Source organism: Pseudomonas kulmbachensis (assembly GCF_963681935.1).
Lineage (GTDB): Bacteria > Pseudomonadota > Gammaproteobacteria > Pseudomonadales > Pseudomonadaceae > Aquipseudomonas > Aquipseudomonas kulmbachensis.
The window spans coordinates 4,381,267-4,398,183 of sequence record NZ_OY817088.1 but is presented as its reverse complement, the minus strand read 5'-3'; the positions used below and the strand labels follow the sequence as shown (position 1 = coordinate 4,398,183).

The 16,917-nt window shown below is 56.4% G+C and carries 17 protein-coding genes, 2 tRNA genes and 1 pseudogene; 8 read left to right on the top strand and 12 right to left on the bottom strand.

Annotation, left to right across the window (positions count from 1 at the left end; all coding sequences use genetic code 11):
* Window positions 1-30 precede the first annotated feature (30 nt).
* Window positions 31-891, top strand: a complete 861-nt coding sequence (locus U5A05_RS20385) for a LysR family transcriptional regulator (RefSeq protein ID WP_321834533.1) — start codon at window positions 31-33, stop codon at window positions 889-891.
* Between the two features lie 123 nt (window positions 892-1,014).
* On the opposite strand, the pseudogene U5A05_RS20380 reads toward U5A05_RS20385, so the two are convergent.
* Window positions 1,015-1,212: pseudogene (locus U5A05_RS20380) on the bottom strand (Arm DNA-binding domain-containing protein); the annotation flags it as partial.
* Between the two features lie 158 nt (window positions 1,213-1,370).
* Window positions 1,371-1,447: transfer RNA gene (locus tag U5A05_RS20375), tRNA-Met, on the bottom strand.
* A gap of 171 nt (window positions 1,448-1,618) precedes the next feature.
* Here U5A05_RS20375 and U5A05_RS20370 point away from each other — a divergent pair.
* Window positions 1,619-2,836: an MFS transporter gene (locus tag U5A05_RS20370; RefSeq protein WP_261739675.1), complete on the top strand. Its 1,218-nt coding sequence runs from the start codon at window positions 1,619-1,621 to the stop codon at window positions 2,834-2,836.
* Between the two features lie 45 nt (window positions 2,837-2,881).
* Here U5A05_RS20370 and U5A05_RS20365 read toward each other — a convergent pair whose 3' ends face one another.
* The 9 genes from U5A05_RS20365 to U5A05_RS20325 form a co-directional block, all read right to left on the bottom strand.
* Window positions 2,882-3,940 (bottom strand): FUSC family protein, encoded by a 1,059-nt coding sequence (locus U5A05_RS20365; protein ID WP_261739674.1) that lies wholly within the window; start codon window positions 3,938-3,940, stop codon window positions 2,882-2,884.
* A gap of 136 nt (window positions 3,941-4,076) precedes the next feature.
* Window positions 4,077-5,177: a redox-regulated ATPase YchF gene (gene ychF / locus U5A05_RS20360; protein WP_261739673.1), complete on the bottom strand. Its 1,101-nt coding sequence runs from the start codon at window positions 5,175-5,177 to the stop codon at window positions 4,077-4,079.
* A 23-nt stretch (window positions 5,178-5,200) separates the two neighbouring features.
* Window positions 5,201-5,785, bottom strand: coding sequence for an aminoacyl-tRNA hydrolase (pth, locus tag U5A05_RS20355; protein WP_048360129.1), 585 nt, complete (start codon window positions 5,783-5,785; stop codon window positions 5,201-5,203).
* Window positions 5,786-5,950: 165 nt separating this feature from the next.
* Entirely contained in the window at window positions 5,951-6,535 is a 585-nt protein-coding gene (locus U5A05_RS20350) for a 50S ribosomal protein L25/general stress protein Ctc (RefSeq protein WP_261739672.1), read from the bottom strand.
* A 139-nt stretch (window positions 6,536-6,674) separates the two neighbouring features.
* Window positions 6,675-7,616, bottom strand: coding sequence for a ribose-phosphate pyrophosphokinase (locus tag U5A05_RS20345; RefSeq protein ID WP_003439794.1), 942 nt, complete (start codon window positions 7,614-7,616; stop codon window positions 6,675-6,677).
* A 45-nt stretch (window positions 7,617-7,661) separates the two neighbouring features.
* Window positions 7,662-7,736: transfer RNA gene (locus U5A05_RS20340), tRNA-Gln, on the bottom strand.
* A 10-nt stretch (window positions 7,737-7,746) separates the two neighbouring features.
* Entirely contained in the window at window positions 7,747-8,634 is an 888-nt protein-coding gene (gene ispE, locus U5A05_RS20335; protein WP_321834530.1) for a 4-(cytidine 5'-diphospho)-2-C-methyl-D-erythritol kinase, read from the bottom strand.
* A 1-nt stretch (window position 8,635) separates the two neighbouring features.
* Window positions 8,636-9,262, bottom strand: a complete 627-nt coding sequence (gene lolB / locus U5A05_RS20330; protein WP_261739670.1) for a lipoprotein insertase outer membrane protein LolB — start codon at window positions 9,260-9,262, stop codon at window positions 8,636-8,638.
* Between the two features lie 2 nt (window positions 9,263-9,264).
* Window positions 9,265-10,989 (bottom strand): tetratricopeptide repeat protein, encoded by a 1,725-nt coding sequence (locus U5A05_RS20325; RefSeq protein WP_321834527.1) that lies wholly within the window; start codon window positions 10,987-10,989, stop codon window positions 9,265-9,267.
* 202 nt (window positions 10,990-11,191) lie between these two features.
* Here U5A05_RS20325 and hemA point away from each other — a divergent pair, with 202 nt between their 5' ends.
* From hemA to U5A05_RS20295, 6 genes are all read left to right on the top strand, one after another.
* Window positions 11,192-12,478: a glutamyl-tRNA reductase gene (hemA, locus tag U5A05_RS20320; protein WP_261739668.1), complete on the top strand. Its 1,287-nt coding sequence runs from the start codon at window positions 11,192-11,194 to the stop codon at window positions 12,476-12,478.
* Window positions 12,478-13,560: a peptide chain release factor 1 gene (gene prfA, locus U5A05_RS20315; protein WP_261739667.1), complete on the top strand. Its 1,083-nt coding sequence runs from the start codon at window positions 12,478-12,480 to the stop codon at window positions 13,558-13,560. Before hemA ends, prfA begins: the two co-directional genes overlap by 1 nt.
* A complete protein-coding gene (gene prmC, locus U5A05_RS20310; RefSeq protein WP_321834526.1) occupies window positions 13,561-14,391 on the top strand; it encodes a peptide chain release factor N(5)-glutamine methyltransferase in 831 nt (276 codons plus the stop codon).
* Window positions 14,385-15,140, top strand: coding sequence for a molybdopterin-synthase adenylyltransferase MoeB (locus U5A05_RS20305; RefSeq protein ID WP_321834525.1), 756 nt, complete (start codon window positions 14,385-14,387; stop codon window positions 15,138-15,140). Before prmC ends, U5A05_RS20305 begins: the two co-directional genes overlap by 7 nt.
* Complete coding sequence (murI, locus tag U5A05_RS20300; protein WP_261739664.1) at window positions 15,133-15,924, top strand: glutamate racemase; 792 nt, start codon at window positions 15,133-15,135, stop codon at window positions 15,922-15,924. The genes U5A05_RS20305 and murI overlap by 8 nt, the downstream gene beginning before the upstream one ends.
* Window positions 15,925-16,005: 81 nt before the next feature.
* A complete protein-coding gene (locus U5A05_RS20295; protein WP_321834522.1) occupies window positions 16,006-16,524 on the top strand; it encodes an acyloxyacyl hydrolase in 519 nt (172 codons plus the stop codon).
* A 12-nt stretch (window positions 16,525-16,536) separates the two neighbouring features.
* On the opposite strand, the gene U5A05_RS20290 is transcribed toward U5A05_RS20295, so the two are convergent.
* Window positions 16,537-16,842 carry a YkgJ family cysteine cluster protein gene (locus U5A05_RS20290; RefSeq protein ID WP_321834521.1) on the bottom strand — a complete coding sequence of 102 codons (306 nt, stop codon included), beginning with the start codon at window positions 16,840-16,842 and terminating at the stop codon, window positions 16,537-16,539.
* Window positions 16,843-16,917 lie beyond the last annotated feature (75 nt).

Genomic DNA, 16,917 nt, shown 5'->3' with positions numbered 1-16,917 from the left:
CACAGGCGAAGCGTGCGGAAACACACCTATATGCTGAATTGGCAGGATCTCCAGTATTTTTTGGCTGTGGCGCGTCACGGCTCACTGTCCGGTGCGGCGAATGAGTTGCGGGTTGACCATACGACAGTAAGCCGTCGGGTCTCGCATCTTGAAACTGCTACAGGACTAAAGCTTATTGATAGATTGCCTCGGACAACGCGATTGACCGAACAAGGTCGGTCGCTTGCTGACATTGCGGCCTCAATGGAGGGTGCTGCTCAGGATGTTCAACGCCATGTGCGTGGGCAAAGCTCGGGCGTTTCGGGAACGGTTGTCATCAGTGCCTTGCCGGTTCTTACTTCATTCGTCATCGCGCCTAGCCTGGCCAGCCTACGTTCGAATTACCCGGAACTGCATGTCGTCCTGAGTGCGACATCAGCAGTTGTGTCACTCGAGCGTGGTGAGGCAGATATATCGTTAGGCTTTGTGCGACCGGATACGCAAAGTCGTATCGTCCGAAAAGTGGGGATGCTGCCGCTGGCCCTTTATGCCCATGCGGCAACTGAAAATACGTTGCCCGACACTTGGTCTTTCATCTGTTTTGAAACCAGCCTCGACCACATCCCCCAGCAGCGCTGGCTTCAGGACTTCGCTGGCGTGCGTCCTTTTGTGCTGCGGACGAACGACGTGCTGACGCAATATCAGGCTACGAGATCGGGCCTGGGCCTTAGCCTGCTACCTTGCCTGCTCGGTGACGCGGATGCGGAACTGGTCAAAGTATCCGTGGATGCCCCCCCTTCACCACGTCCCCTATGGATGTCGGTGCACGCCGACATTCGCAAGTCTCCTGCGGTACGGGTGGTGATGGATCACCTGGTTGCTACGTTTGCCGAGTTGCTGCCTGCCAGATAAGTGGACACCCGCGCAATTATGCAAGGTGCGACGGACGCTTCCTGCAGGTCGCACGTTACAACGCGTTCGGGGGAGCAGGAATGGTTACGGCGCAAGCCTGCACCTGTGGCGTGTGGGTAGGGGCGGATAACCCCCGAGCCCCATCCAGCTCCATTTGCCCGCCGGAGTTTTGTAGCGTAATTGCCAGGACTTCTGGCCATCAGGCTTAACACGGAAGTACAACCCATTGCCGTTCTGTTCCCGGTATTCCTTTGTGTCGGGTTCCAGGTTGGCCAGAGCAGTGTCAGATAAGGGGCGTCTTTTGATCTCTGAACGCTTCATTGGCTTGTATCCCTTCGGTTCGATTATTAACGAAGGATACGCAGGGGGAAGGTATAGGGGGGGGAGACAAGGAGAGATGCCCAGACACAAGAAAGCCCGCACTAGGCGGGCTTCTTGTTGGTTTCATTTTCATCTTGCGATGTAGTGAAACCGGTATTTGGTGGCTACACAGGGACTTGAACCCCGGACCCCAGCATTATGAATGCTATGCTCTAACCAACTGAGCTATGTAGCCAATGGCGCGCATTATTCCCTCGTACGGGACATGTGTCAAGCAAATATCTTAAAAAATCTTTGTTCTATCAACTGCTTAAGGTTTTGCGGCCTTTGGATGGCAATATCTTGTAAAAAAATGGCACATTGACGTACCTGCAAGCGCGCATTCACCTGTCGTACGGAAACTCAAATGGCTCTTAGCAACGCTCAAACAAATACAACCGCGTCCTCTTCTGCCCCCCAGTCCAGCCCGTTAGTCATGCGCATTATCGGCGCAGTGGCCTTGGCGCATCTGATCAATGACCTGATCCAGGCAGTACTGCCGTCGATCTATCCGATGCTCAAGGCCAAATATGACCTGACGTTTACCCAGATCGGACTGATTACCCTGACGTTCCAACTTACCGCATCTCTATTACAGCCGTGGGTGGGGTACTACACCGACCGTCATCCGAATCCGTTATTGCTGCCGGCCGGTATGGTTTGCACTCTGGTCGGGATTTTGATGCTGTCCCAGGTTGGCAGTTTTCCGCTGATTCTGTTGGCAGCAGGGCTGGTCGGTGTCGGCTCTTCGACCTTTCACCCGGAAGCTTCTCGGGTAGCAAGGCTGGCTTCAGGCGGGCGCTACGGCCTGGCGCAATCGACCTTTCAAGTTGGCGGTAATGCCGGATCGGCCTTTGGGCCGTTGCTGGCTGCGGCAATCATCATTCCCTTTGGCCAGGGCAACGTAGCCTGGTTCGGGCTGTTTGCCCTGTTCGCCGTAGGGCTGCTGTATGTCATCAGTCGCTGGTACCGCAATCATTTGAACCTGTTCAAGCTCAAGGCGGGGCAGAAGGCCACTCATGGCCTCTCAAAGCAACGAGTGCTGGGTGCGTTGGTGGTACTCGGCTTGCTGGTGTTCTCCAAGTACTTCTATATGGCGAGCCTGACCAGTTACTACACCTTCTTTCTGATCGAGAAGTTCGACGTTTCGGTGTCCACCTCGCAGCTGTATCTGTTCCTGTTCCTGGGGGCCGTCGCGGCGGGTACGTTTTTTGGCGGCCCGATCGGCGATCGCATCGGGCGCAAGGCGGTAATCTGGTTCTCGATTCTCGGCGTTGCGCCGTTCACGCTGCTGCTGCCTTATGCCGACTTGTTCTGGACCAGCGTGCTCAGCGTCATCATCGGCTTCATTCTGGCCTCGGCATTCTCGGCAATCGTGGTGTACGCGCAGGAGCTGGTGCCAGGCAACGTGGGGATGATCGCCGGTATCTTCTTCGGCTTGATGTTTGGCTTCGGCGGGATTGGTGCCGCCTTGCTCGGGCACCTGGCTGATATTCATGGCATCGAGTATGTGTACACCCTGTGCTCTTATTTGCCGCTGTTCGGGGTGTTGGCTATTTTGCTGCCGCGAACCAAAAAGGTGTGAAACCAATAGGTAGCCGCCTGGAAGCCCGTAAGGGCTTTCAAGTGGCTATGCAGAAGGTTTGTCGCTCTGTGTAATAAATCCGAACGTCAGCAGGGCGCTTTCAACCGTGCTCAAGTGTTGCAAGCACAGTTGCCAGGGCGCGGACACGGCATCCGCCACTTCGATGGGCACTACCGGCAGCAATACTGGATGCTCGTTGTCATTGGCGATTGCGGCGCAGCCTGAAGCCACGCTGGCCAGTCGTTCGTGCAGCGAGGCGGGGGGCGGCCCCTGTTCCTTGCGCAGTGCATCGGCGAACGCTTCGGCAAATAGCAGCGAGCTGGCGTACAAGCGCACCGCATGGCGCTCGTAGCGTTTGGCAATGTCTTTGACCTCCCGTGATACAAAGCGCCCGCGCAGCGTCCAGCGTGCGGTGTTGCGTGCACTGCTGATGCCGTTTTCCAGGGCGATAAGGCTGTCGTGGGCTCGGGAGAAAATCAGCACCGCGTTTTCGGCTTTGCTGGCGTCTTTTTCTTCCAGTGCTTGCAGACTTTTACTGAAGCCTTTGGCGAGTTTTTCCAGTAGGTCCTTGGCCGAGCTATCGATGATCCCGATTGGATTGGGGGTGAGAAGGACTTGGCTGAACACCAGGCCGACGCCAGCGCCCACGAGCACATCCAGCATGCGGACCACGCCTGCGGCCTCAGGGCCGACTGCAAGCATCAATACGGCTGAAACCCCTGCCTGAATCGGAACTACGGCCCCCAGGCCATACAGCGCCGCGATGGCGATGGCCGAGAAGGTGGCAAAGCCGATACGCAGCAGCGGATAGCCGTCAGGCAACCACAGGGCTGCTTCACCCACGACAATCCCCGTGGCCACTCCCACCATCAACCCGATGGCTTGCTTGCCATGGCTGGGCAAGCCTGGGGCCAGGCACACGACGGCGCTGATTGCGGCAAACACCGGATGTACGTGACCGAACAAGTGCGTGGCGAGAATCCAGGCCAGTGCGGCGGCGATGGCGGATGCGAGGGCATCACGCCAGCCTGAGGACCAGCGGGTCCGGATCTTCTCAATTGAGGAATCGACATGGCGACGCAGGAAGTTGGCGCGGGGAATCATTAAAGCTCCCGATCATTTATTCAGATGGTAGTAACCATAGACCCTGGCAGGCCTTCAGAGTGCTCTTCATGGCGAAGATCAAATACAAGGCAAAAAAAAACCGCGCCTGAGCGCGGTTTTTTATACGTGTGATGTTTTACACGTTGAAGCGGAAGTGCAGAACGTCACCGTCTTTAACGATGTATTCCTTGCCTTCCAAACGCCATTTGCCAGCTTCTTTCGCGCCAGCTTCACCGTTGAACTTGATGAAGTCGTCGTAGGAGATTACTTCAGCACGGATAAAGCCTTTTTCGAAGTCGGTGTGGATCACACCGGCTGCCTGCGGAGCGGTAGCCCCAACTTTAACGGTCCAGGCGCGAACTTCCTGAACGCCTGCAGTGAAGTAGGTTTGCAGGTTGAGCATTTCGTAACCGGCACGAATTACGCGGTTAAGGCCTGGCTCTTCAAGGCCCAGGGCCTCAAGGAACATGTCCTTTTCTTCACCGTCGTCGAGCTCTGCAATTTCAGCTTCGATCTTGTTGCAGACCGGAACCACGATTGCGCCTTCTTCTTCGGCAATGGCCATGACCACATCGAGCAACGGGTTGTTTTCGAAACCGTCTTCAGCCACGTTGGCGATGTACATCACAGGCTTGGTGGTCAGAAGGTGGAAGCCTTTGATGATTTGTTTCTCATCGGCATCCATATTCTTGATCAGGCTGCGAGCCGGCTTGCCCAAGGTGAAGTGCGCGATCAGTTGTTCCAGCAGGGCTTTTTGAGCCACAGCATCCTTGTCGCCGCCTTTGGCGTTACGCGCGACTTTCTGCAGTTGCTTTTCGCAGCTGTCGAGGTCGGCGAAGATCAGCTCAAGGTCGATGATTTCGATGTCGCGCTTCGGGTCAACGCTGTTGGAAACGTGAATCACGTTCTCATCTTCAAAGCAGCGGACCACGTGAGCGATAGCATCGGTCTCACGAATGTTGGCCAAGAACTTGTTGCCCAGGCCTTCGCCTTTCGATGCGCCAGCCACGAGGCCCGCGATATCAACGAATTCCATGGTGGTTGGCAGGATGCGCTGCGGTTTAACGATGGCAGCCAGCGCGTCCAGACGTAAGTCGGGCATCGGCACGATGCCGGTGTTCGGCTCGATCGTGCAGAAGGGGAAGTTCTCGGCCGCAATACCGGATTTGGTCAGGGCGTTGAACAGGGTGGATTTGCCGACGTTAGGCAGGCCGACGATGCCGCAGTTAAATCCCATGGTGTTTTCCCCGAGGAGTAGAGTCAGGCCTTCTGGCTGTGCAGGTTTTTCATCGCACGGTTCCATTCCCCGGCGAGGATATCCGGCAGCACGCCGAGGGCAAAATCGATGCTGGCGTCCAGTTTTTCCTGTTCGGCGCGAGGCGCACGACCCAGAACAAAGTTGGACACCATGCTGGCGACGCCTGGGTGGCCAATGCCGAGCCGCAGACGATAGAAATTATTGTTGTTTCCCAGTTGCGCGATGATGTCGCGCAACCCGTTATGACCTCCATGGCCGCCACCGAGCTTGAGCTTGGCAACGCCGGGGAGGAGATCGAGTTCGTCGTGGGCCACCAGTATGGATTCCGGCGCAATACGGTAGAAACCGGCAAGCGCCGCGACGGCTTGGCCGCTTCGGTTCATATAGGTGGTGGGAATCAACAGACGAACATCCTGACCCTGGTGGCTGAAACGCCCGGTCAGGCCAAAATATTTGCGGTCTGCAACGAGGTTTACCCCGTTTGCCGACGCGAGACGCTCAACAAAAAGGGCCCCTGCGTTATGCCGGGTCTGTTCGTATTCGGTGCCTGGATTTCCCAGGCCAACGATCAGTTTTATGGCGGTCACGACAAGGGCCCTTCTATGGAGTTGTGGATAACATCGCCGCTGACAGTAGCGGCGAAAACAGACAAAAAAGCGGGTTTACATGAGTAAACTTCGCGATCTTGTCCGCTTTACTCGCTGCGTGTTAGCTCGCGATGTTTCTCAAAACTCCAACAGCAGAGTAATGAATTACTCTGCTTCTGGTGCAACACGTGGAGCGTGAACGTTGGCTACTGCCAGGTCGTTACCGTGTGCCAGAGCTACGAACTCAACGCCTTTAGGAGCGGTGATGTCCGACAGGTGAATGATCGAGCCGACTTCGGCGTTAGCCAGGTCAACTTCGATGAATTCAGGCAGGTCTTTTGGCAGGCAGGTAACTTCGATTTCAGCAACAACGTGCGAGATCTCGCCGCCTTTCTTGATCGGAGCAGCTTCACCAACGAAGTGAACTGGAACGATTGCAGTCAGCTTTTGACCAGCGATAACGCGTACGAAGTCAGCGTGCATCACGTGGCCTTTGGCCGGGTGACGTTGCAGAGCTTTGATGATCACGTTTTGCTTAACGCCGCCAACGGTCAGTTCGATAACGTGGCTGTAAGCAGCTTCGTTTTCGAGCAGTTTGGCAACTTCTTTAGCCAGCATGCTGATGGATTCAGGGGCTTTTTCGCCACCGTAAACTACAGCTGGAACCAGGCTTGCGAGACGACGCAGGCGGCGGCTCGCACCTTTCCCCAGGTCGGAACGCACTTCAGCATTCAGAGTAAAATCGTTCATGTTGTATCTCCAAAATAACCACATCCGGCCTAGCGTTTGCGACCAGCGCTATGGACGGTATGGGCAAAAAAGCCCCGCCCCAACAGGTTGCTGGGGCGGGGCGCTTTTCGTCAGCAAATGTCTGAGAAGGGCAGGGCCCTTAACGGAACATCGCGCTGATCGATTCTTCGTTGCTGATGCGGCGAACCGCTTCAGCCACAACCGGTGCGATATCCAACTGGCGGATACGCGTACAGGCTTGTGCGGCTGCGGACAGCGGAATGGTGTTAGTCACCACCAGCTCGTCCAGCATGGAATTTTCGATATTCTCGATTGCCCGACCCGACAGCACAGGGTGTGTGCAGTAGGCGAACACTTTGGAAGCGCCATGCTCTTTCAAGGCTTTAGCCGCGTGGCACAGAGTGCCGGCGGTATCGACCATGTCATCAACCAGAATACAGGTACGCCCTTCGACATCACCAATGATATGCATCACTTCCGAGTGATTGGCTTTCTCACGGCGTTTGTCGATGATACCCAGATCAACGCCCAAGGACTTGGCAACAGCACGTGCACGCACGACGCCGCCGATATCCGGGGACACAATCATAAGGTTCTCAAAGCGCTGATCTTCGATGTCATCCACCAAAACTGGGGAGCCATAGATGTTATCTACAGGAATATCGAAGAAACCCTGAATTTGGTCAGCATGCAAATCAACCGTGAGAACACGATCGATGCCGACTACGGTAAGCATGTCAGCGACAACTTTTGCGCTGATAGCTACACGTGCGGAACGCGGACGGCGATCCTGACGGGCATAACCAAAGTAAGGAATAACAGCAGTAATACGAGTAGCTGAGGAGCGGCGGAAGGCATCTGCCATCACGACGAGTTCCATCAGGTTATCGTTGGTCGGAGCACAAGTCGGCTGAATGATGAAAACGTCTTTACCGCGGACATTTTCATTAATCTCAGCGGTAATTTCGCCATCGGAAAATTTTCCGACAGAGATGTCACCGAGTGGGATATGCAGCTGACGTACGACACGCCGAGCCAGATCGGGGTTAGCGTTCCCCGTAAAGACCATCATCTTGGACACGCGCAGTACCTGAAGGCTGAGGGTAACCTGGATGAGTATAAGAAATGGCAGGGGCGGCTGGATTCGAACCAACGCATGGCAGGATCAAAACCTGCTGCCTTACCGCTTGGCGACGCCCCTGTATCTGTTGCTACGAGTACCGTGTACCCGTTTCCTTTGCCAGATCTTGTAGCTTGCGATGCAACATCGAAACGTTGCTTCCTTTTGCTACAAACCCTGTAAGGGTGTCTGTCAGAAGGTGCAGCACTTTATCAGCATCTGCTTCGTTTGGGAAGGCCCCAAATATACAACTTCCAGTTCCAGTTAATTTTGCTTCGGTATATTTACCTAACAAATTCAAAGCGTTACGTACTTCTGGATAACGCTCCTTCACTACTGCTTCGCAGTCGTTTCGGCTGTTTCCCTTGGGAACGGGGCGCACTTTAATGGGCAAAGAGTCACGTGTCAACAAAGGATCTGAAAATATTTCTGCAGTACTTACAGATACTTGCGGAACAAGCACCAGATACCAGGGTTCTTCCGGTGCTGCGGGAGTCAGAATTTCCCCGATGCCTTCAGCAAATGCGGCGTGGCCACGTACGAAAACCGGGACGTCAGCCCCTAAACTCAGGCCCAGCGCTGCCAGGCGATCTTCATCCCAGGCCAATTGCCAAAGATGATTGAGCCCCAGCAAGGTGGTTGCCGCATTTGAACTGCCGCCGCCGATGCCGCCGCCCATGGGCAGAATTTTTTTTATCCGGATGTCGATTCCCAGGGGGCAACAGGATTGCGCCTGAAGTTTTTTTGCCGCTTTCACGATCAGATTGTCGTCGTGAGGGACGCCGGGGAATTCGGTGTGCAGACGAATAATTCCATCGTCACGCACGGTAAAGGTCATTTCATCTCCGTAATCGAGAAACTGAAACAACGTTTGCAGCTCGTGATAGCCATCTTCTCGACGGCCGAGGATGTGCAGCATCAAGTTAAGTTTTGCCGGAGAGGGCAGAATCAGGCTTTTTTTATCTGGACCGTCTTGCATTTCATTGACCCAACAAACGAGGTTGCCAATCTTTAACCACTAATGTGACGTCCAGATCCGGCCCGTGCAGCTTGACCCGCTCGGGCAGCCAGAAGCCGTTCTGCTCGACATAGCTTAAATATTCGATTTTCCAGCCGTCCTGTTCCAGGTTGGCCAGGCGACTATCTGCATTCAATGTCACCCGGCTTTTGCTGCCAGGCGCGGGTAAGCCACGTACCCACCAGACCAGATGTGACACCGGCAGGCTCCAGCCCAGTTGCTCACCCAGCAATTGCTCGGGTGTTGGTGCTTCGTAGCGGCCCTGATTGGCGACTTCCAGAACGACACTGCCCGGTCGCCCGGTCAGGCGCGCAGCACCCCGGCCCAGCGGCCCGGAAAGACGAATATCGTAATAGTCCTGACGCTGCAGCCAGAAGAGGGTGGCGCTACCTGAGTCTTTTGGGGCGCGAATTCCGACTTTGCCGTTGATTTGCCAGCCGTCGAGTTGGCTCAGCTGTTGTTTGTGCGCCGACCACAGGGCAGGGCTGCCGTGGCCTTCAACTGACTCGCGGGCACCAAAGCCCGCACACCCGGCGAGCACGGCAATCAGGCTAAAAACGACAAGATGGCGCAAATGACGGAAAAACATGGTTAAAGATTCTCGGATCCGGTCAGGCGCAAGATAGTTTTGCGCAGGATAGGGCTGTCAGGGTTTTCCTTAAGAAAAGTGCCCCAGATTTTTTTGGCTTCACGCTGCTTACCGTTTGCCCACAGCACTTCACCCAAATGAGCGGCGACTTCCTGATCCGGGAAGCGTTCCAGCGCCTGGCGTAGCAAGCGTTCGGCTTCATCGAGATCGCCAAGGCGGAAGTTCACCCAGCCCAGGCTGTCGAGTACGGCCGGGTCATCCGGGTTCAGTTCATAGGCTTGCTGGATCAGTGCCTTGGCTTCTGCGTAGCGCGTGGTTCGATCCGAAAGCGTATAACCCAAGGCATTCAATGCCATGGCATTGTCAGGCTCGCGTTTGATAATGGCGCGCAGATCTCGCTCCATTTGCTCAAGATCGTTGCGCTTTTCGGCGAGCATTGCGCGTGAATACAGCAGATTCAAGTCGTCAGGGTATTGCTTGAGTGCCTGTTGCAGGACACTCCAGGCGCGCTCCGTCTGGTTATTCGCCGACAGGGTTTCAGCTTCAATCAAGTACAACTGAATCGCGTAGTCGGGTTGCGCATCACGAGCTGCCGCCAGGTTTTTGGCTGCTTCAGCGCCACGCCCGTGGCTGACCAGGATATCCGCCTGGCGCAGTTGTGCTGGCAGGTACTCATTGCCGGGGCCGACTAATGCGTACTCGTTGAGCGCACCCTGAGGGTCATTGCGTTCTTCGGCGATCCGGCCCAGGTTCAAGTGCGCCGAGTCGACATGGCTATCGCGCTCAATCAGTTCTTGCAGATAGCCTTCAGCCTCGTCCCAGGCCTTGCCCTCGAGGCAAACCAGTGCCAGGGAAAAGCGCAGCTCATCGTCTTCGGGGTACTGCTGGACCAGGCTGGCAAACTGCACCTTGGCCTCGTCCATGCGGTTCTGTTCGACCAGAGTGCGGGCATACGTCAGCCCCAGACGCTTGTCGTCAGGGTATTGGCGAATGCTTTTTTTCAGCAGTGGCAGCGCTTCATCGCCGCGATTGAGGCTTTGCAGCAAGCGTGCTCGCAACAACAGCGGGGCGACTTCACCGTCCTGGGGCGGATTTTTTTCCAGCAGTTTCAGTGCGCCTTCGGCATCACCATCCTGTTGCATCAACAAGGCCTTGCCGAAAATCAGCTGGCCGTTGTCCGGATGCCTGGCCAGCAAGCTGTCAAAACTTTTCTGCAGGCCCGCTCGGGTCTCTGCATCTGTCTCTACTGCCGATAAGGCGAGAAAATCGAAGTGAGTGTCGCCCTTGGCCTGCAAGACTTTTTCCATGTACGCCATGGAATCGTCATAGCGGCCATTGCGCGCCAATTGAATGGCCGCGGCCCGTTGCGCCTCAAGATCGTCCGGGGCGTTTTTGGCCCAGATCAGCGATGTATCGAGTGCGGCCTGATCGGCGCCCAGATACTCGGCGATACGGAAGGCCCGCTCAGAGATGCCCGGATCTTGCGTGTTGATCGCCTGCGTCACGTAGTTGTCGAGGGCAATGTCCAGACGATTACGTTGACCGGCCAACTCGGCGCTCAACAGGCTGTACAGCGTTTCTTCGCTGAACGAGCTGTAGACCGTGGGTTTTTCCGGGGCGGAGGTAGCGTCTTCAGCCGGTGATGAATCATCCGGGGACGTGGGGGCCAAAGCCTGGCAGCCACTGAGAAGGACGAGAGCGAGGAGCAACGCGGAGGATCTATTCATATAAGAGATGGGCGACTTACCTGCGGTCCGGGCATCATGACACATGCGATGGTGCAAACCATAACAGCTGCGACTATCGATATCTTGGGGCTGTTGATGTGTTCAACAGACCTTAACTATAGAGACAATAGTCAGCAATGGTTGTTCTCAATCTGGCGAAGTAGGACAATTGCCGGCTTCTCGTCATCATCAGCGATCTTGAATGGCCTTCCTCGCACTCGGTATTAACCACAAGACTGCTTCAGTAGACGTCCGCGAGCGCGTGGCTTTTACTCCCGAGCAGTTGGTTGAGGCCTTGCAGCAGCTCTGCCGCCTAACCGACAGTCGCGAAGCTGCGATCCTCTCCACCTGCAATCGCAGTGAGCTCTATATAGAGCAGGACCACCTTTCGCCTGACAGCGTACTGCAATGGCTGGCGGACTATCACAAGCTGAGCCTCGAAGAGTTGCAGGCTTGCGCCTACATCCACGAAGACGATGCTGCCGTTCGTCACATGATGCGCGTGGCCTCGGGCCTGGACTCTTTGGTGCTGGGCGAGCCGCAAATTCTCGGCCAGATGAAATCAGCCTACGCCGTGGCACGTGAGGCGGGCACTGTCGGGCCTTTGTTGGGACGTTTGTTTCAAGCGACCTTCAACTCGGCCAAGCAAGTGCGCACCGACACTGCCATTGGCGAAAACCCGGTTTCTGTGGCGTTTGCTGCCGTGAGCCTGGCCAAGCAGATCTTCAGTGATTTGCAGCGCAGCCAGGCCTTGCTGATCGGAGCGGGCGAGACCATTACCCTGGTCGCCCGCCACCTGCATGACCTTGGGGTCAAGCGCATCGTGGTGGCTAACCGTACTCTGGAGCGCGCAAGTACTCTGGCTGAACAGTTCGGTGCCCACGCCGTGCTGCTGTCGGATATTCCCCAGGAGCTGGTACACAGCGATATCGTGATCAGCTCCACGGCCAGCCAGTTGCCGATTTTGGGTAAAGGGGCCGTCGAAAGCGCCTTGAAGCTGCGCAAGCACAAGCCAATTTTCATGGTCGACATCGCTGTTCCCCGCGATATCGAGCCAGAAGTCGGCGAGTTGGACGACGTTTACCTCTATACCGTCGATGATCTTCACGAAGTGGTTGCCGAAAACCTCAAGAGTCGTCAGGGCGCTGCCCAGGCGGCCGAAGAACTGGTGAGCATCGGCGCTGACGACTTTATGGTGCGTTTGCGTGAACTGGCGGCGGTTGATGTGCTTAAAGCCTATCGTCAGCAAAGCGAGCGTCTGCGGGACGAAGAACTGCAAAAGGCCCAGCGGATGCTTGCCAATGGCAGCAACCCTGAAGATGTGCTGGTACAACTGGCGCGTGGCCTGACTAATAAATTGCTGCATGCACCCAGCGTGCAGCTGAAAAAGCTTTCCGCCGAAGGCCGCCTCGATGCGTTGGCCATGGCCCAAGAACTTTTTGCCCTCGGTGAGGGCTCATCGCATAGCTCTGCGGATAAAAAATTGTAATGAAAGCGTCACTGCTTAATAAGCTGGACATCCTCCAGGACCGTTTTGAAGAACTGACCGCACTGCTTGGCGATGGCGAAGTCATTTCTGATCAAACCAAATTCCGTGCCTATTCCAAGGAGTACGCGGAAGTTGAACCCATTGTTACGGCTTACGGGCTGTGGCTCAAAGTGCAGGCCGACCTTGAAGGCGCCCAGGCGTTGCTTAAGGATAACGACCCCGACATGCGTGAAATGGCGGTCGAAGAAGTTCGCGAAGCTAAAGAACGGTTGATCGAACTGGAAAAAGACCTGCAGCGCATGTTGTTGCCCAAGGACCCGAATGACGGGCGCAATGTATTCCTTGAAATTCGCGCCGGAACGGGGGGCGATGAAGCGGCCATTTTTGCGGGCGATCTGTTTCGCATGTATTCGCGCTACGCAGAGCGTCGCGGCTGGAAGCTGGAAATCCTGTCGGAAAACAGCGGTGAGCATGGCGGCTATAAAGAAGTCATTGCCCGCGTCGAAGGTGAGAATGTGTACGGCAAGCTGAAGTTCGAGTCGGGTGTGCACCGCGTACAGCGTGTGCCCGCCACCGAATCCCAGGGTCGTATCCATACCTCCGCATGCACCGTGGCCGTGTTGCCCGAGCCGGACGAGCAAGAAGCCATCGAGATCAACCCGGCCGATTTGCGCGTTGATACCTACCGTTCTTCGGGCGCGGGTGGTCAGCACGTCAACAAGACCGACTCGGCGATTCGCATTACCCACTTGCCCTCGGGCATTGTGGTGGAGTGTCAGGAAGAGCGCTCCCAGCATAAAAACCGGGCGCGGGCGATGTCCTGGCTTTCGGCCAAGTTGAATGATCAGCAAACCAGCGCTGCGGCCAATGCCATTGCCAGCGAGCGCAAGTCGCTGGTGGGTTCGGGAGATCGTTCCGAGCGCATCCGCACTTACAATTTCGCGCAGGGGCGAGTGACCGACCATCGCGTCAACCTGACCCTGTATTCCCTGGATGACGTACTGGCTGGCGGTGTTGATGCCGTTATTGAGCCACTATTGGCGGAGTTTCAGGCTGATCAACTGACAGCCCTGGGTGAATAAATGACTATTATTGCCAGCTTGTTACGTGCTGCTGAACTGCCTGATTCACCAACTGCCCGTCTCGATGCGGAGCTGCTACTGGCTGCTGCCCTGGGCAAGTCGCGCAGTTATTTGCACACATGGCCCGAGAAAATTGTCAGCAGCGAATCGGCGTTGACCTTCGCCGAATACTTGCTGCGTCGCCGGGCCGGTGAGCCGGTGGCCTACATTCTGGGGCAACAGGGCTTCTGGAACCTGGATCTGGAAGTGGCGCCGCATACACTGATTCCGCGCCCGGACACCGAGCTGTTGGTCGAAACGGCGCTGGCCCTGCTGCCCGCAAGCCCGGCCAAAGTGTTGGACTTGGGCACCGGCAGCGGTGCAATCGCGCTGGCCTTGGCCAGTGAACGCGCCGCTTGGCACGTAACCGCGGTTGACCGTGTGCTTGAAGCCGTGGCGCTGGCCGAGCGCAATCGCCAGCGTTTGCAGCTCGAAAAAGTCAATGTGTTTACCAGTCACTGGTTCAGCGCATTGGCCGACCAACGTTTTGATCTGATCATCAGCAACCCGCCCTACATTGCCGCCGGTGACGTTCATCTGGCCGAAGGCGATGTGCGTTTTGAACCTGAAAGTGCGCTGGTCGCCGGTGCTGATGGTCTGGACGATATCCGCGAGATCATCGCGGCCTCTGCCCAGCACCTGAATGCGGGTGGCTGGTTGATGCTGGAACACGGCTACGACCAGGCAGCGGCTGTTCGCCAACTGTTGCAGGACGCAGGTTTTGCACAGGTCGAAAGCCGCAAGGACCTGGGTGGACATGAACGCATCACGTTGGGTCGCCTGCCGTGCTGACCGATGAGGAACTGTTGCGCTATAGCCGACAGATCCTGTTGCAACAGGTCGATATCGACGGTCAGTTGAAGCTGAAAAACAGCCGTGTGCTGATTATCGGCCTGGGCGGGCTTGGCTCGCCCGTCGCGCTCTATCTCGCAGCCGCTGGGGTCGGTGAGCTGCACCTGGCCGATTTCGACAACGTCGATTTGACCAACCTGCAACGCCAGATCATTCATGACACCGCCAATGTCGGCGAGAGCAAGGTCGACTCCGCGTTGCGCCGCCTGCACCTGATCAATCCGCATATCAAACTGGTCGCTCACCGATCGGCGCTGGATGCCGACTCGCTGGCCGATGCCGTTGCCGCGGTGGATTTGGTACTCGATTGCTGCGACAACTTTGCTACCCGTGAAGCGGTGAACAAAGCCTGTGTCGTGGCGCGCAAACCACTGGTCAGTGGCGCGGCGATTCGCCTTGAAGGGCAACTGTCGGTATTTGATTCACGTCAGCCCACCAGCCCCTGTTACCACTGCTTGTACGGGCACGGCAGCGAAGCGGAACTGACGTGCAGCGAAGCTGGAGTTCTTGGCCCGTTAGTGGGGCTGGTCGGCAGCTTGCAAGCCCTTGAAGCGCTCAAGGTACTGGCCGGTTTTGGTGAGCCGCTGGTGGGCCGCTTGTTATTGATCGATGCTTTGAGCACGCGTTTTCGCGAGTTGCGGGTCAAGCGCGACCCTGCGTGTAGTGTGTGTGGTGTTGGCCATGAGTGAAGCGCCGGTTGGAGTTTTCGACTCCGGCGTCGGCGGCTTGTCGGTACTCAAGGAAATTCACGCACTATTGCCCCATGAATCGCTGCTCTACGTGGCTGATTGTGGGCATATCCCCTATGGCGAAAAAAGCCCCGAATTCATTCGCCAGCGCTGTGCGGTGGTGGCTGACTTTTTCCAGCGCCAGGGTGCCAAGGCTCTGGTGCTGGCCTGTAATACCGCGACGGTGGCGGCGGTCGCGGATTTGCGTCAGCGTTACCCCGACTGGCCCATGGTCGGAATGGAACCTGCGGTCAAACCGGCAGCGGCAGCTACTCGCAGCGGTGTGGTGGGGGTGCTCGCGACCACCGGTACATTGCAAAGCGCCAAATTTGCCGCTTTGCTTGATCGTTTTGCCAACGATGTGCGGGTGATCACCCAGCCGTGTCCGGGCCTGGTGGAACTGATCGAGACTGGTGACCTGCACAGTGACGCATTGCGCACCTTGTTGCGCAGCTATGTAGAGCCGCTGCTGGCAGCGGGTTGCGACACCATTATTCTGGGCTGCACCCATTACCCCTTCCTCAAGCCTCTGCTGAGTCAGATGCTCCCGCCTTCGATCAGCCTGATCGATACCGGTGCCGCCGTGGCGCGCCAGCTTCAGCGGTTGTTGGCCGAACGAGAGCTGCTGGCGAGCGGCCCACCCCGTGAAGCTCAGTTCTGGACCAGCGCCTCTCCTGAACACCTAGGAAAAATCCTACCTGTGTTATGGAATAAATCTGGCGTTGTGCGAAGCTTCGGTCTGTAAAAAATCAGAAATCTGCTTCAGCGCGCCTGCCTGATGAAGCGCATAACAACTGACATTGGCATATGAAAATAGGATTTTCTTATGAAGCGACTGTTTTGTTTGGCTGCGATTGCAGCCGCGGCACTGGGGCACAGTTTCACCGCACAGGCTGCCGGGCTTGAGTTTGGGGTAGGGCACACCAGCGAATCGACCATGACGTATCGTCTTGGTTTGAAGTCCGATTGGGACAAAAGCTGGCTGCAAAGTGATATTGGGCGTCTTACAGGTTATTGGGACGGGGCTTACACCTACTGGGAAGGTGATAAATCATCCGCGAGCAATAGCTTGTCTTTCTCGCCAGTATTCGTATACGAATTTGCCGGTGAGCGGGTTAAACCCTATGTCGAGGCCGGGATCGGCGTTGCGTTGTTCGCCCACACCGAAGTCGAAGGCAACAGGCTGGGAACAGCATTCCAGTTTGAAGACCGGCTTGGTTTTGGCTTGCGCTTTGCGGGTGGTCATGAGGTCGGGATTCGCGCGACCCACTACTCCAATGCCGGGATCTCCAGCACCAACGATGGCGTAGAAAGCTATGCGCTGCACTACACGATGGCGCTGTAACCCTGCCCCCTCTCAGCGATACGCCGTCGCAATGCCCTGGCGTTCATTGAGGCACTCGACTTCGCCCATTTCGAACTCGCGACAAATCAGCGGGCGTTTCTCATAGATGTTGCACATCATGGTGTTGCGATCCAGGGCCGCACACCAGCCATCATCCAGGCGCAGCATCACTTCGCCGCCCCAATCATCGTTGTCGATAAAGCGCTCGGGCACACCCGTGTCGGTGATCAGCATCACTTCCAGTTGGCAGCAGCACGCCGCACACGTCGAGCAGGTGACGGCGGGTTCGGTAATTTCGGTCAGGGGGATGTTGGTCATAGGCGCGCAGTGTAAGGCAGAGCTGCGATCAGGTGTGGATGTGCTGATGAACGCAGAGATATAGCCGCTGCCGAA